General features: G+C 63.0%; 12 protein-coding genes. All 12 read left to right on the top strand.

Features of this window, described 5'->3' with window-relative positions:
• The first annotated feature begins 6 nt into the window (after nucleotides 1-6).
• The 12 genes from GZH52_RS14760 to GZH52_RS14815 all read left to right on the top strand — a co-directional run bounded on the left by GZH52_RS14760 (nucleotide 7) and on the right by GZH52_RS14815 (nucleotide 14,400).
• Nucleotides 7-1,818: a nitric oxide reductase gene (locus GZH52_RS14760; RefSeq protein WP_163317572.1), complete on the top strand. Its 1,812-nt coding sequence runs from the start codon at nucleotides 7-9 to the stop codon at nucleotides 1,816-1,818.
• A gap of 357 nt (nucleotides 1,819-2,175) precedes the next feature.
• Nucleotides 2,176-3,900, top strand: a complete 1,725-nt coding sequence (locus GZH52_RS14765; protein WP_163317712.1) for a nitrite reductase — start codon at nucleotides 2,176-2,178, stop codon at nucleotides 3,898-3,900.
• A gap of 51 nt (nucleotides 3,901-3,951) precedes the next feature.
• A complete protein-coding gene (locus GZH52_RS14770) occupies nucleotides 3,952-4,260 on the top strand; it encodes a c-type cytochrome (protein ID WP_163317575.1) in 309 nt (102 codons plus the stop codon).
• A 57-nt stretch (nucleotides 4,261-4,317) separates the two neighbouring features.
• On the top strand, nucleotides 4,318-4,668 hold the full coding sequence (locus GZH52_RS14775; RefSeq protein ID WP_239058146.1) for a c-type cytochrome: 351 nt from the start codon (nucleotides 4,318-4,320) through the stop codon (nucleotides 4,666-4,668).
• Nucleotides 4,665-5,822 carry a cytochrome D1 domain-containing protein gene (locus tag GZH52_RS14780; protein ID WP_163317577.1) on the top strand — a complete coding sequence of 386 codons (1,158 nt, stop codon included), beginning with the start codon at nucleotides 4,665-4,667 and terminating at the stop codon, nucleotides 5,820-5,822. The genes GZH52_RS14775 and GZH52_RS14780 overlap by 4 nt, the downstream gene beginning before the upstream one ends.
• The gene (gene ahbB, locus GZH52_RS14785; RefSeq protein ID WP_163317579.1) at nucleotides 5,822-6,805 is read left to right on the top strand and encodes a siroheme decarboxylase subunit beta; all 984 of its coding nucleotides are present in this window, start codon (nucleotides 5,822-5,824) and stop codon (nucleotides 6,803-6,805) included. Before GZH52_RS14780 ends, ahbB (GZH52_RS14785) begins: the two co-directional genes overlap by 1 nt.
• Nucleotides 6,786-7,763, top strand: a complete 978-nt coding sequence (gene ahbB / locus GZH52_RS14790; RefSeq protein ID WP_163317581.1) for a siroheme decarboxylase subunit beta — start codon at nucleotides 6,786-6,788, stop codon at nucleotides 7,761-7,763. Before ahbB (GZH52_RS14785) ends, ahbB (GZH52_RS14790) begins: the two co-directional genes overlap by 20 nt.
• Nucleotides 7,764-7,852: 89 nt before the next feature.
• Complete coding sequence (gene nirJ / locus GZH52_RS14795) at nucleotides 7,853-9,067, top strand: heme d1 biosynthesis radical SAM protein NirJ (RefSeq protein WP_163317583.1); 1,215 nt, start codon at nucleotides 7,853-7,855, stop codon at nucleotides 9,065-9,067.
• On the top strand, nucleotides 9,052-10,584 hold the full coding sequence (locus GZH52_RS14800) for a nitrite reductase (protein ID WP_163317585.1): 1,533 nt from the start codon (nucleotides 9,052-9,054) through the stop codon (nucleotides 10,582-10,584). The genes nirJ and GZH52_RS14800 overlap by 16 nt, the downstream gene beginning before the upstream one ends.
• An 86-nt stretch (nucleotides 10,585-10,670) precedes the next feature.
• Nucleotides 10,671-11,354: a Crp/Fnr family transcriptional regulator gene (locus tag GZH52_RS14805; RefSeq protein ID WP_163317587.1), complete on the top strand. Its 684-nt coding sequence runs from the start codon at nucleotides 10,671-10,673 to the stop codon at nucleotides 11,352-11,354.
• A 331-nt stretch (nucleotides 11,355-11,685) separates the two neighbouring features.
• The gene (locus tag GZH52_RS14810) at nucleotides 11,686-12,990 is read left to right on the top strand and encodes an MFS transporter (RefSeq protein ID WP_163317589.1); all 1,305 of its coding nucleotides are present in this window, start codon (nucleotides 11,686-11,688) and stop codon (nucleotides 12,988-12,990) included.
• 24 nt (nucleotides 12,991-13,014) lie between these two features.
• The gene (locus GZH52_RS14815) at nucleotides 13,015-14,400 is read left to right on the top strand and encodes a NarK family nitrate/nitrite MFS transporter (RefSeq protein ID WP_163317591.1); all 1,386 of its coding nucleotides are present in this window, start codon (nucleotides 13,015-13,017) and stop codon (nucleotides 14,398-14,400) included.
• The last annotated feature ends 185 nt before the right edge of the window (nucleotides 14,401-14,585 follow it).

The raw sequence follows: 14,585 nt of genomic DNA on the forward strand, positions 1-14,585 counted from the left end.
GTCGCAGTGGAAGATACCGTCGGTAAGTGGTGGGACCGCCTGATCCGGCGAGTCGCGCGGCGTAGCTACCCACAAGCGGCGGTGACGCTGGAACAGGTCGAGCGGCTGGCACCCGTATTTTTTCGTGCATTGGGCGGTAGCAGCGCGCTGACGCTCAAGAGTGCCGTGGGCAGTCAGCACGGCGCGCGGCGACGGTTTATCGAGCGTATTGCCGGTATCGGTGAGCGCGCCGAATTCGCCTGGGCCGATGACCATTCGTTTTTCCTGCCGGCGACCATGGACGCGTTTGCTTCGCCGGACCTGAACCGTGACGTCTACCTGTGGCTGATCGCCTTGCTGGCGTTCGACGGTGGCGAGGCGTCGTGGTTCGAGCGCAACGTGCTGGCCAGCCGGCGCGTGTTAGCCGCGCTGCCGGGCTTTGTGCCGCTTTACCGGCGCTTGGTCGCCGCGCACCTGGCCCAGCGTGCGCCAGCGCCAGCGCCGGCCGCCGCTTTTGAGCACGCGCTGCGCCGGCAACTGACTGACACTGCGGCCGCCCTGGCCTGGTCCGGCCCGGTGCCGGCGCACGAGCCGGTGCCGCTCTGGTTGCACCCGTCAGCACCGGCCGAAGGTGCCGCCGCTGCGCCTAGGTCGGCACAGGACAACGCCGGTGGTAAAAGCCAGGACGGCAAACGCCGCCGGCGTTACCGGACGCGCCGTGAAACGCCGGACGAGCGGTGCAACGGCATGCTTCTGGTATTCCGTGCCGAGAGCATTTTCACCTGGGACGAGTACGTAAAAGTCAATCGACACCAGGACGAGGACGACGGCGACAGCTGCGCCAGCGCCGCCGAGGACATGGATCGGCTGACGCTGGCGGACGGCACGACCAAAGCCGGACGCTTGCGCTTCGACCTTGACCTGCCCGCGGCCGCCTACGATGACACGCCGCTTGGCCCCGGCATCCTGTTGCCGGAGTGGCACTGGCGGCAGCAAAGGCTGGTGCCGGCACACTGCCACCTAAAACCGATGTACCCGGCCAGCGTGGTGGCACAGCCGCTGCCGGAGCATTTGCGCCGGACGGCACGCAGCCTGCGGCGCCAGTTTCAGGCACTGGCGCCTGAGCGGCAGCGGCGCAGTGGTGAAATGGACGGGCCGCAGATCGACCTTGACCGGCTGATTGCGTTTTTGAGCGAGCGCCGGCACGGCAATGTCAACGCCGAACCGGCGCTGTACCAGGCGTGGCCGCGTGCTGCGCGCTCGCTGGCATGCCTGACGCTGGCCGATTTGTCGTTGTCCACCGAGAGTTGGGCGGGGAGTGCCGGGCGGGTAATCGACGTGATCCGCGATAGCCTGCTGCTGTTTGGCGAAGCACTCGACGCGTGCGGCGACGCGTTTGGCGTCTACGGCTTTTCCTCGATCCGGCGCAGTGAAGTGCGCTACCTGCTGCTTAAGGACTTCAGCGGCCCGTGGGATGACCTGGCGCGCGGCCGCATCATGGCGCTGCGGCCGGGCTACTACACCCGGCTGGGTGCCGCCATTCGCCATTCGGCTTCCATCCTGGCCGGCCAGCCGGCAGCGCGCAAACTGCTGTTGATCTTGTCTGACGGCAAGCCGAACGACCTGGACCATTACGAAGGCCGCTACGGCATCGAGGACACGCGCCAGGCTGTGCTCGAAGCGCGCCGTGCCGGGCTGGTGCCGTTTTGCGTTACCGTCGACGCCGAGGGGAGCGAGTATCTGCCGCACCTGTTCGGTGCCAACGGCTACGTCGTCGTCACGGACCCACGTCGGCTGCCTGCGGTGCTGACCCGGCTGTACAGCACGCTGACGCGCTAGCCTACGACCCGGCCAAGCCGCCTTCCTGCACGAGGGCGGGGCGGCATGATTGTCCTCACGGCGCTGCCGTGCAAGCAGGCGTTTCCCTAGGTGTGTGGTAGCACCGTCACGTCTGCCACTTCCCCCTGTTGCGCCCCCTGCCTGCGGCTGGCGCCTGGTCGCTTAGTCTCGGCGAACGGATAACTGTGGTCCCATTAGTGGTGCACCCGTGTGGCGCCAGGCGTGTTGTGTGCGGACAGGTCGGGGGGCTTCCGCGTCCGGCTGTGCTTCTTGCGAATCATTGACCCGAATCAAGGCTGCTAGTTCGGTCAAGATCTGAATATGACATTCATCTTTTCAGAGATGAGGGAGCGCAAAATGTTTGTTCCAACCCTAAGAACCTTGGCTCAAGGCACCCTGTTGTTGACCTTACCCTTGGCCACCTCCTTGGCAATGGCTGATGCCGCTAAGTCGGTGGGGGCCGCAGAAATCGCTTATCAGGCAGGCGGCTCTCCATTAGCCAAGGAGGAGATGCACCAGAACATCAACCCCAAAGCGCCGCCGATGACCAAGGCCGAGTTTGCACGGGCATCGCAGATTTATTTCGAGCGCTGCGCCGGCTGTCACGGCGTGCTGCGCAAAGGGGCGACCGGCAAGGCGCTGACGCCAGACATTACCTTGGGTAAAGGCACCGATTACCTGAAGATCTTCATTGCCTACGGCAGCCCGGCTGGCATGCCAAACTGGCAGACTTCCGGTGAAATGAGCGAAGCCGATGTCGATCTGATGGCACGCTACATCCAGCAGGAGCCGGCGACCCCACCTGAATTCTCTCTGGCCGACATTGAGAGGTCGCGCAAGGTTCTCATTCCGCCCGCACAGCGTCCTAAGCGGAAAATGAACAACTACAACCTGGATAATCTGTTCTCCGTCACCTTGCGCGACAGTGGCGAGATTGCCCTGATCGATGGCGACAGCAAAGAAATCATCAACATCATCAAGACCGGCTACGCGGTACACATCTCCCGTTTGTCCAAGTCTGGACGTTACCTGTACGTGATTGGCCGCGACGGCAAGATCAATCTGATCGATCTGTGGATGCCCAAGCCGGACAACGTGGCGGAAATAAAGGTTGGTCTTGAGGCCCGCTCGGTCGAAACGTCGAAGTACAAGGGCTTTGAAGACAAGATCGCCGTCGCTGGCAGCTACTGGCCACCGCAGTTCGTAATCATGGAAGGCGACACCCTCAAACCGCAGAAAGTGGTGTCGACCCGGGGCATGACCGTTGACAACGAGTACCACCCGGAGCCGCGCGTCGCCTCCATCGTGGCCAGCCACTACAAGCCCGAGTTCCTGATCAACGCCAAAGAGTCCGGCAAGATCATGATGGTCGATTACTCCGACCTGAAGAACCTCAAGACCACGACCATCGACGCAGCCAAGTTCCTGCACGACGGCGGTTTTGACAGCACCGGCCGTTACTTCCTGGTAGCGGCCAATGCGTCCGACAAGATTGCCGTGGTCGATACCAAGCTTGGCAAGTTGTCGGCGCTTGTCAATGTTGGCAAAACACCCCACCCAGGTCGCGGCGCAAACTTTATCCACCCGAAGTACGGCCCAGTCTGGGCAACCTCACACCTGGGCAGCGAAGACATCTCGCTAATTGGCACTGACCCGCAGGGACACAAGCAGCAGGCCTGGAAGGTCGTGCAGACCATCAAGGGCCAAGGTGGCGGCTCACTATTCATCAAGACCCATCCCAAATCGAAGAACCTGTGGGTGGATACGCCGCTAAACCCGGATACCAAAATCAGCCAGTCGGTCGCGGTGTACGACATCAATAACCTGGAAAAGGGACCGCAAACGATCGATATCGCCGGTTGCGCCAAGCTCGGAGATGGAGCCAAGCGCGTCGTGCAGCCGGAGTACAACAAGGCAGGCGACGAAGTCTGGTTCTCGGTCTGGAGCGCCAAGGACAAGGCTTCCGCAATCGTCGTGGTCGACGACAAGACCCGCCAGTGCAAGAGCGTGATCAAGGACGCCAAGCTGATCACGCCGACCGGCAAGTTCAATGTGTACAACACGCAGCATGACGTGTACTGAGCCCGGTTAACCGATCATTGATCCGAAGCGATACACCTCAAGGAGAGAAGCATGAGAACGCTGTTGATTGGACTGACTGCTGCGGCCTTGCTGCTGCCGTCCGTGGTGCGCGCGGCCACGCCGCAGGAAATGGCCAAGCAGTACAACTGTCTGGCGTGCCATAGCACTGACAAGAAGCTGGTCGGCCCGTCGTTCAAGGAGATTTCCGCCAAGTACAAGGGGCAACAAGTGGAAGCGCGGCTGGTGGAGAAGGTCAAGAAGGGGGGGGCTGGCAGTTTCGGACTGGTGCCGATGGCACCCAATGCACAGGTACCGGACGCTGACCTGAAGGCCATGGTCAAGTGGGTACTGGCGATGTAAGAGCAGGGGGCCGGTCCTGTGTCGGGCCGGCTGTTGTCCAGTTTGTGGAGTTGACTGATGAAGCGCGTGCTGGAGGTCTTGAGACTCCTGATGGAGACAGCAGTGCTGGTGGGTGCGAGCCTGATGTTTGTATCCGAAGCCTTCGGAGAAGAGCTAAGTGCCATTAGACAGGCGGAACTCCGCTATCTGGTACGCCAGGACTGTGGCGCGTGCCACGGTCTGACCTTGCAAGGCGGCCTGGGCAGCCCGCTAACTGCCGCGGCGCTGGCCGGCAAGGACGACGACGGCTTGGTGGCCACGATCTTGCAAGGCCGCCCCGGCAGCGCGATGCCGCCGTGGCAGGCGTATATCAACGGAGCTGAGGCGCAGTGGATCGTGGATTGGCTGCGCGCGGGGGGGCAACCATGAAACGGCTTGTGTGGTGTGTGCTGGCACTACTGGCCGGCTGCAGCACGGTACGCGGCAGCGGCGACTTGGGCGTCGTCATCGAGCGCGCGTCGGGTAGCGTCCAGGTGGTCGAGCACAGCGGCGAGACCCGTCTGGGTCGGGTGGAGGGACTGGGTGACCTGTCGCACGCGTCAGTCGTGTTTTCGCGTGACGGCCGCTACGCTTTTGTCTTCGGCCGCGACGGCGGCTTGTCCAAGGTCGACCTGCTTGAGCGCAAGCTGGTGCGCCGGGTGCTGCAGGCAGGCAACAGTATCGGCGGCGCCATTTCAAGCGATGGCCGCATTGTTGCGGCACAAAATTACCAACCCGGCGGGGTACGCCTGTTTGACACGGACACGCTCTCGCCGCTGGCCGATATCCCGGCACGCGACGAACAGGGCACACCGTCCAAGGTCGTCGGCCTGGCTGACCTGCCTGGCAACCGTTTCGCCTTCAGTCTGTTTGACGCCGGCGAGATCTGGCTGGTCGACGCAAGCCAGCCGCAAGCGCCGAAAGTAAAAAAATTCCAGAATATCGGCCGCCAGCCGTACGACGCGCTGGGCAGTTATAACGGCCGCTACTATATCGCCGGCCTGTACGGCGAGGATGGACTGGCGCTCCTGGACACCTGGGCGCCCGAGAGTGGCGTACGCCGCATTTTGGCCGGCTACGGCCGCGGCGAGCAAAAGCTGCCGGTGTACAAGATGCCGCACCTGCGTGGCTGGGCACTGGCGGGCAACCGTGCTTTCCTGCCGGCAATCGGCCGCCACGAGGTGCTGGTGGCTGACGGCACCAACTGGCAGGAAGTTGGCCGCGTCAAGGTGCACGGCCAGCCGGTGTTCGCGATGGCCGAGCCTTCCGGGCGCCGGGTGTGGGTCAACTTTGCATTTCCGCACAACGATACCGTGCAGGTGATCGACGTGCCGACGCTGACAGTGGCGGCGACGCTCAAGCCCGGACGCGGCATCCTGCATATGGAGTTTACCCCCAAGGGTGACGCAGTCTGGCTGTCCAGCCGCGACGACAACAAGGTAGTGGTGGTCGATACCGCAACGTTGACGGTGCGGCGCGAGCTGGCGGCGGTGTCGCCGTCGGGAATCTTTTTTAGCTGGCGTGGGAGCCGCATGGGGATGTGATGGCAGAACTGCTGATGCGCTTATTGCCCCTGATCGACGCCTCGCAGCACCGTTTGCCACTGTGCCCGCGCCCGTTCGCCGAGCTGGCTGCACGCTTCGGGCTGGTCGAAGACGAAGTCATCGCCGGCTTGGCGCAGTTGCAGCGCCGTGGCACCGTCAGCCGGATCGGTGCCGTCTGCGCGCCGGGTGCCGTCGGCGCGTCGACGCTGGCGGCGCTGTCGGTACCGCCGGCGCGCATGGCCGAGGTGGCGAGCATGGTTAGCGCACAGGCCGAAGTCAATCACAATTACGCCCGCGCCCATCGCTACAATTTGTGGTTTGTGCTGACGGCAGCCGACCGTGCCGGCGTCGAGGTGGCGCTTGCGCGCATTGGCCGTGATAGCGGTCTGGCGGTGCTGGACTTGCCGCTGACGCGCGAATACCACATCGACCTCGGCTTCTCGCTGACCCAGACGGCGCCGGCACGTGCGCGGGCGGTTCGCCCGGCGGCGGCGTTTTTGCAAGACGCCGCCGAGCGCGCCTTGCTGCGCCGGCTGGCCAGGGGGCTACCGCTACAGGCGGCGCCTTACGCTGCGGTGGCTGCCGAACTGGGCTGCAGCGAAGCGTGGGTGCTGGATACGCTGGCCCGCCATCTGGACAGCGGTGCCGTGCGCCGCTTCGGTGTGATTGTCCGCCACCACGAACTGGGCTGGCGCCACAACGCGATGTGCGTGTGGCACATCGCCGACGAGGCGCAGCGCGACGCCGCCGGCGCGGCGCTGGCGCGCGAGCCGCACGTCAATCTTTGTTACGCACGCCGCGCTGCGGTGGGCTGGCCGTATACCCTGTACGCGATGCTGCACGGACAGGACGCGCTGGCGATGCGTGACCTGGCCGCCGCACTGTCGCGCCGGCATGGTTTGTCGGCGCTGCCGCGTGCCGTCTTGTTATCGACCTGCCGTTTCAAGCAAAGAGGAGCGCGCTATGACGCCCGAGCTGGATGAACTGGATAGCCGCCTGATCGACAACCTGCAGGCGGATTTTCCGCTATTGCCCCGCCCGTTCGCCGCGTTGGCACCCGACTTCGGCCTGGACGAGACGACGCTGATCGGACGGCTGAGCGGTTTGCTTGAGCGCGGCGTGCTGACCCGCTTCGGGCCTCTGTACCAGATAGAACGGCTCGGGGGCGTGTTCATGCTTGCCGCGCTGCAGGTGCCGGAAGCGGTGTTTGATAAGGTGGCTCAGCAAGTGAACGCCTACCCGCAAGTCGCGCACAACTACCGGCGCGAACATCCACTGAACATGTGGTTTGTGCTGGCGGCCGACTCGGACGCCAGCTTGCAGGCGGCGGCCGCTGCGATCAGTAGCCAGACCGGCTTGCAGGTGCACTGCTTCCCCAAGGAGCGCGAGTACTTTGTCGGCATGCGCTTTAGCGTAGGCGGTCACGCACCGGTTGGCGCCTGCGCGCTGGCTACACCACCGTTACCTTACCAGGCGCAGCCGGAAGACCTGGCGCTGGTGCGGGCGACGCAGCAGGGGCTGCCGCTGTTGGCACAACCTTATCTTGAGGTTGGACGCGGGCTGGACATGTCGTGCCAGCAAGTACGCGACCGACTGGCGCGCCTGCTGGCCAGCGGCGTGATCCGGCGCATCGGGGTGGTGCCCAACCACTACGCGATTGGCTACCTCGCCAACGGCATGGCGGTATTCGACGTGGACGACGATCAGGTCGACGCGGCCGGCGAGGCGATCGGCCGGCTGCCTTTTGTCAGCCACTGCTACCGGCGCGCCCGGCATCGGCCGGCGTGGCCTTACAATCTGTTCGCGATGTGCCACGGCGCAACGCGCGCAGCGGTGATGCAGCAGCAGCAGACGTTGCGCGCGCTGCTGGGATCAGACTGCCGCGGTAGCGACGTGCTGTTTTCCTGTCGGATCCTGAAAAAAACCGGACTGCGTTTGTAGCTGCCGTGCATATCGTTGACGGCAGTCAAGGCGAGCAGCAACCCAATCCGTGACATTGATGATGTCATAATTTGCGGGTGGGCAAGCCAATGCTGCGACTGACACCTTACCTTGCCATGCTGGAGCATGGCACCCCGGCACCGCGCGTCAGGGCACCTGCCGCGCCGGTCGTGATCTGGAACCTGATCCGCCGCTGCAACCTGACCTGTGCGCACTGCTACACGACTTCGGCGGACAAGGATTTTTCTGGCGAGTTAAGCACCGACGAAGTGATGCGGGTGATGGACTCGCTGCGTACGGCCGGCGTACCGGCGCTGATCCTGTCCGGCGGCGAGCCGCTGATGCGGGCGGATATCTTCGAGATCGGCGCCCGGGCCAAGACGCTGGGCTTCTACCTTGGGCTGTCGAGTAATGGCACCCTGATCGACCCGGCCTCCGTGGCGTCGATGCAAGCGAGCGGTTTTGACTACGTTGGCGTCAGCCTGGACGGGATAGGCGCCACGCACGACCGCTTCCGCCGCCAGGAGGGCAGTTACGCGCGGGCACTCAACGGCATCCGCCTGGCGCGCGACGCCGGCCTCAAGGTGGGCGTGCGCTTTACGCTGACTGAGGATAACGCGGCAGATTTGCCGGCCTTGCTCGACCTGATCGACACTGAGTGCATCGATAAATTCTACTTCTCACACCTTAACTTCGCCGGGCGCGGCAACAAGCACAAGGACCACGCCGCGCGCCACGCGCAGGCGCGCCACGCGATGCTGCTGCTGTTCGAGCGCGCACGGATCGACGTGCGGGCCGGGCGCGAGCGCGATTGGGTGACCGGCAACAACGACGCGGACGCGGTCTTCCTGCTGGCCTGGGCGCGTCAGCACTACCCGCGGCGCGCCGACGCGCTGCAGGCGGCATTGCAGGCGTGGGGTGGCAACGCCAGCGGGGTCAATATCGCCAATATTGACAACCTGGGCAACGTCCACCCCGACACCATGTGGTGGAAAATCACGCTGGGCAACGTGCGCGAACGCGAGTTCATCGATATCTGGCGTGACACCTCCCACCCGCTGATGGCTGGTCTCAAGGCGCGGCCGCGGCCGGTACACGGGCGCTGCGGTGCGTGCGCCTACCTCGCGCTTTGCAACGGAAACACCCGGGTGCGGGCGTGGGAAACCACCGGCGACTGGTGGGCCAGCGACCCGGCGTGCTACCTCAGCGACGAGGAAATCGGCGTATCCGGTGCGGCGCAGCCCGCCGCCCGCCACCCGCACTTTCCCATCTACGCGGCGGAGGCATCATGTGGCGCTTCCTGATGGTGCTGACGCTGCTGGCTGCGCCGGCGCAGGCAGCCACGCCCGAACAGCTGTACCAACAGCACTGCCTGACATGCCATGGCAGCGGCAGGATGGGGGCGATGGCACCGGCCTTGTTGCCGCAAAGCCTGGACCGGTTGCGGCCGCAGCAGATCGAACAGCTGATCCGCAGCGGGCGCACGGCGACGCAGATGGCCGGCTTTGCCGACCGGCTGAACGAGGATGAAATCCGCGCCCTGACCCAGTGGCTGCTGCAGCCGCCGGCGCAGGCGCCAAAGTGGGACGCCGCAGATATCACGGCTTCACACGTGATCCACCATCAGCCAGACCCGCAGGCGCGGCTGCCGGCCTCGATCGACCCGCTCAACCTGTTTGTCGTGGTCGAAGCCGGTGACCATCACCTGAGCGTGGTTGACGGCGACCGCTTCCGGGTACTGGCCCGGGTGCCGACGCGCTACGCCTTGCACGGCGGGCCGAAGTTTTCGCCGGATGGCCGCTTTGTCTACCTGGCCAGCCGCGACGGCTGGGTAAGCCAGTTCGACCTGTATACACAGCAGATGGTGGCTGAAGTCCGGGTCGCGCTGAACACCCGCAACGTTGCGGTCTCGTCCGACGGCCGCTGGGTGCTGGCCGGCAATACCCTGCCTGAAACGCTGGTGCTGCTGGATGCCAACGGCTTGCGTCCGGTGCGCACCCTGCCGGTATGCGACGCCCGCGGCAATACCTCGCGCGTCTCGGCGGTATACGACGCGGCGCCGCGCAACAGCTTTGTCGTCGCGCTCAAGGACGTTCCCGAACTGTGGGAGATTTCATACGACCCGAAAGCCGGGAAGATTTATCCGGCGTTCGTGCACGACTACAAGATGGGCGAAGGCTTCGCGCTGGACGGCTACCTCAACCCCAGGGTCACCGCGCTGGACGGGGTGCTGGACGACTTCTTCTTCGATCCGAGCTACCGCTACGTGTTCGGCGCCTCGCGCGACGGGCGGGCGCAGGTGATCAATCTGGACATCCGACGCAAGCTGGTCGACCTGCCGCTGGTGGGTATGCCACACCTGGGCTCCGGCATCACGTTCGAACGTAGCGGGCGTACCCTGATGGCCAGCCCGGACCTGAAAGGCGGGCAGATCGACGTCGTCGACCTGGCATCGTGGCAAGCAGTGGCGCAGATCAAGACCCCGGGCCCCGGTTTCTTTTTGCGCAGCCACGAAAGAACGCCGTACGCGTGGACCGACTCGATGATGAGCAAGGACGCGCGCGACACCATCACGCTGATAGACAAGCGGACGCTGGCGGTAGTCAAAACCTTGCGCCCGCGGCCGGGACGCACGACGGCCCACGTCGAATTCACCCGGGACGGACGTTACGTGCTGCTGTCAGTGATGGAAACACCGGGCGAATTGCTGGTGCTGGATGCTGACAGCGGGCGCGAAGTGGCGTCGCTGCCGATGATGAAGCCGATCGGTAAGTACAACGTATATAACAAAATCAACCGATCGGAAGGCACTAGCCACTAGGTGTAGTTACATTGCATAGCTCTTGCGGGTAATGCCATTTGTATATTTGATGTCTTATCCTGTGGTTTTATTCTGGAGCAATAGCGATGCTTAAGACCGACCAGTTGTCACTGTTGTCGCACTTGCCATTGTTCCGCCAGCTTAATAACGCGCAGTTGGCAAGACTGGCGGGTTCCGTACGGATGGTGCATGGCGAACGCGGAAAATTGATCTTTCAGCGCGGCGACTCATGTGTGGGATTTTATATTGTTGTTTACGGACGGGTAAAACTTGCCATCAGCAATCGCGCCGGTGTGGAGAAGATCATTGAGATTTTTACTCCGGGACAAAGCTTCGGCGAAGCTGCGCTTTTTGCTGGGCAAGGCTACCCTGCGAATGCAGAATTCCTGGACGATGGACTACTGCTGCTGATCCAGAATGAGTCCATAGATCTAGCGATGGAAAGTGACCCGCAGTTTGCTCGCACGTTACTCGCAGGGTTATCCATGCGCCTGCACGGACTGATCCGGGACGTCGAGCGCTACTCGATCGAGAGTTCGGCCCAGCGCGTGATTGGCTATTTGTTGCAGGAACTACCCGACGAAGCTGATGATCATTGCACGGTCTGCCTGACACTGAGCAAGAACGTGATTGCGTCGCGCTTAAACCTGACCCCCGAAACGTTTTCCCGCGTTCTGTCGCGCCTGAGCCAGGCAGGCCTGATCGAGGTGGTAGGACGTTACATCACGCTTCACAACCCGAAAGAGTTGTCCAGTTTCGGTTGCGAATAGACGCTTCCCGCCGCCTTTCTGGGCGGCGCTTCCTCTGCACCTGCCCGCCAAACCCGGCCTTGGGCGCTTTGCGCACCCAGAGGCGGGTTTCTACGGAACGATACGCGGACATCTGCTTTCGCTGAAATCTGCCAATAGTCCTTTGCTCTCCTGAGTTCGCAGCCCAAGGAGCAATCGGAATTAGCCATTGTGACTAGCCAGAATGGCGCTATCTGCTGAGATTTTGTACTCCAAAAAACTGGTTGGACTCGGCCAGGTGGAGAATTGGCCAACGCTTGCCAAGGTCATAAGCTGCCTTCATTACTGATCACTGGGTAGACGGGAGGTGGCTATGTCAGCACAAGACGCCGGCAACATGCGGCAGGCCTATACGGTCCTCGCGTCCAGTACTTTCGCGTTCACCATCTGTTTCGCGGTATGGATGATGTTCGCGGTGCTGGGCATTCCGATCAAGAAACAGCTGGGACTGAACGAGACCGAGTTCGGCCTGCTGGCGGCGATGCCGGTGTTAACCGGCTCGCTGGTACGGGTGCCCTTGGGCATCTGGACCGACCGTTTCGGCGGGCGCATCGTGTTCTTCGTGCTGATGCTCTCGACCGTGGTGCCGATCTGGCTGATGAGCTACGCGACCGAGTACTGGCATTTCCTGGTGCTCGCGCTGTTCGTCGGCCTGGCCGGCGGCTCGTTCTCGGTCGGCACGCCCTACGTCGCACGCTTCTTCCCGAAGAACCGCCAGGGCCTAGCGATGGGCGTATTCGGCGCCGGCAACTCGGGCTCGGCGCTGACCAAGTTCGTCGCGCCGGCGATGATCGTCGCCGCCGGCGGTAGCTGGACCATCGTGCCGCAGGTGTATTCGGTGGCGATGCTGGTCACTGCCTTGCTGTTCTGGTTCTTCAGCGCGAGCCGCCCCGAGCACAAGGTGGCCTCGAAGGCGAGCTTTGCCGAACAGTTGAAGATGCTGAAGGATCCGCGCGTGCTGCGCTACTGCCAGTACTACTCGGTGGTGTTCGGCGGCTACGTGGCAATGGCGCTGTGGATGACCAAGTACTACATCGGCGAGTACGGCTTCGACATGCAGCTGGCGGCCTTCCTCGCCGCGTGCTTCTCGCTGCCCGGCGGCGTGCTGCGCGCGATCGGCGGCTGGGCGTCCGACCGATTCGGCGCTTACCGCACCACCTGGTGGGTGATGTGGGTGTGCTGGGTGTGCTTCTTCATCCTCAGCTACCCGCAGACCAACTTCACCGTGCTGACCGTCGACGGCCCGCGCACCTTCCATATCGGTCTGAACCCATGGGTGTTCACCGCGCTGATGTTCGTGGTCGGCGTCGCGATGGCGGTGGGCAAGGCGTCAGTATTCAAGTTCATCTCCGATGAGTTCAGCCACAACATCGGCGCAGTGTCGGGCGTGGTCGGCCTGGCCGGCGGTCTCGGCGGTTTCGTGCTGCCAATCATGTTCGGCGCGCTGGTCGATCTGACCGGCGTGCGCAGCTCCTGTTTCATGCTGTTGTACGGCACGGTGTGCGTCAGCCTTGTCTGCATGTACTTCAGCTTCCGGTCTGAGCGCGTTGCCCACGACGAAGCAGTGCTCACTGCCCACGCTCAGGACACTTCAAAACTGGTACGTAAGCACGCCTAAACGGCGAACAACACGGAGAACATCATGTCTAGTCACGTCATCAAACGCTGGGAGCCGGAAAACCCGGCGTTCTGGCAGAAAGAAGGGGCGCGGATCGCCAACCGCAACCTGTGGATCTCGATCCCCGCACTGATGCTCGCGTTCAGTGTGTGGATGCTGTGGAGCGTGGTCGTCGTCAACCTCGACAAGGCGGGCTTTACCTTGTCGAAAAACCAGATGTTCTGGCTGACGGCGCTGCCGGCGCTCTCCGGCGCTACTTTGCGCATCTTCTACTCCTTCCTGGTGCCGATCTTCGGCGGGCGCAAGTGGACGGCAATCTCGACCGCGTCGCTGCTGATCCCGGCCTTCGGCATGGGCTTCGCGCTGCAGGACCCGACCACCAGCTACCCGACGCTGCTGGCGCTGGCGCTGTTGTGCGGCCTGGGTGGCGGCAACTTCAGTTCGAGCATGGCCAATATCAGCTTCTTCTTCCCGAAGGCGAAGAAGGGCCTGGCCACGGGGCTTAACGCAGGCATCGGCAACCTCGGCGTGTCGCTGGTGCAGTTCGTGGTGCCGGTGGTGATCACCGGCGCCTTCCTCGGTGGCTTTGGCGGAGACGGTCACGTCTTCGTCAAGGACGGCGTCGAGAAGACGATCTGGTTGCAGAACGCGGGTTTTATCTGGGTACCGTTTATCGCGGTGGCCGCGCTGGCCGCGTGGTTCGGCATGAACGACATCGCCGACGCCAAGGCTTCGTTTGCCGACCAGGCGGTGATCTTCAAGCGCAAGCACAACTGGTTGATGTGCTGGCTGTATATCGGCACCTTCGGCTCCTTCATCGGCTTCTCGGCAGGGCTGGCGATGCTGACCAAGTCTCAGTTCGAGGGGATCAATCCGACCACCTACGCCTTCCTGGGCCCCCTCGTCGGCGCGTTGACCCGTCCGATCGGCGGCTGGATCTCGGACAAGGTCGGCGGTGCACGCGTCACGCTGTGGGTGTTTGTTGCAATGATCATGGCGGTGCTGGGCGTGCTGCAGTTCCTGCCGCACGGTGGCGTCGGCGGCAATTTCTACGGCTTCCTCGCGATGTTCATCGTGCTGTTCGCGCTGACCGGCATCGGCAACGGCTCGACCTTCCGCATGATTCCGGTAATCTTCCTGACCGAGCGCCAGCGCGCTGCAAACGGCAAGGGCGACAAGGCGCAGAAGCAGGCCTTGCTCGACGCGGGCAAAGAGTCGGCCGCGGTACTCGGCTTCTCCGGCGCGATCGGCGCCTACGGCGGCTTCTTCATCCCGAAGAGCTTCGGCACCTCGATTGACCTGACCGGCGGAGTAGATGCTGCGCTGTACGCTTTTATTGCCTTCTATCTCAGTTGCGTAGTGATTACCTGGTGGTGCTATGCGCGCAAGAATGCGGCGATGCCCTGCTAGTTTTAGTTCCTCCTGAACCAAGGTCTAGCGACCCTTTCCGCGCCATTTGGCGCGGTTTTTTTTTGCCTGCAGGACAGCCCACCTCAACTGGGATGTGGCAACGCAAAGCCAAGTCAGCGTTTCAGCCGAGAAACTAACACTTCCTTGTCGAGCGATACCCATGGATAGGAGTGAGGGTAGTCATT

Origin of the sequence: Crenobacter caeni (assembly GCF_010435965.1) — a bacterium.
Classification (GTDB): Bacteria; Pseudomonadota; Gammaproteobacteria; order Burkholderiales; family Chromobacteriaceae; genus Craterilacuibacter; species Craterilacuibacter caeni.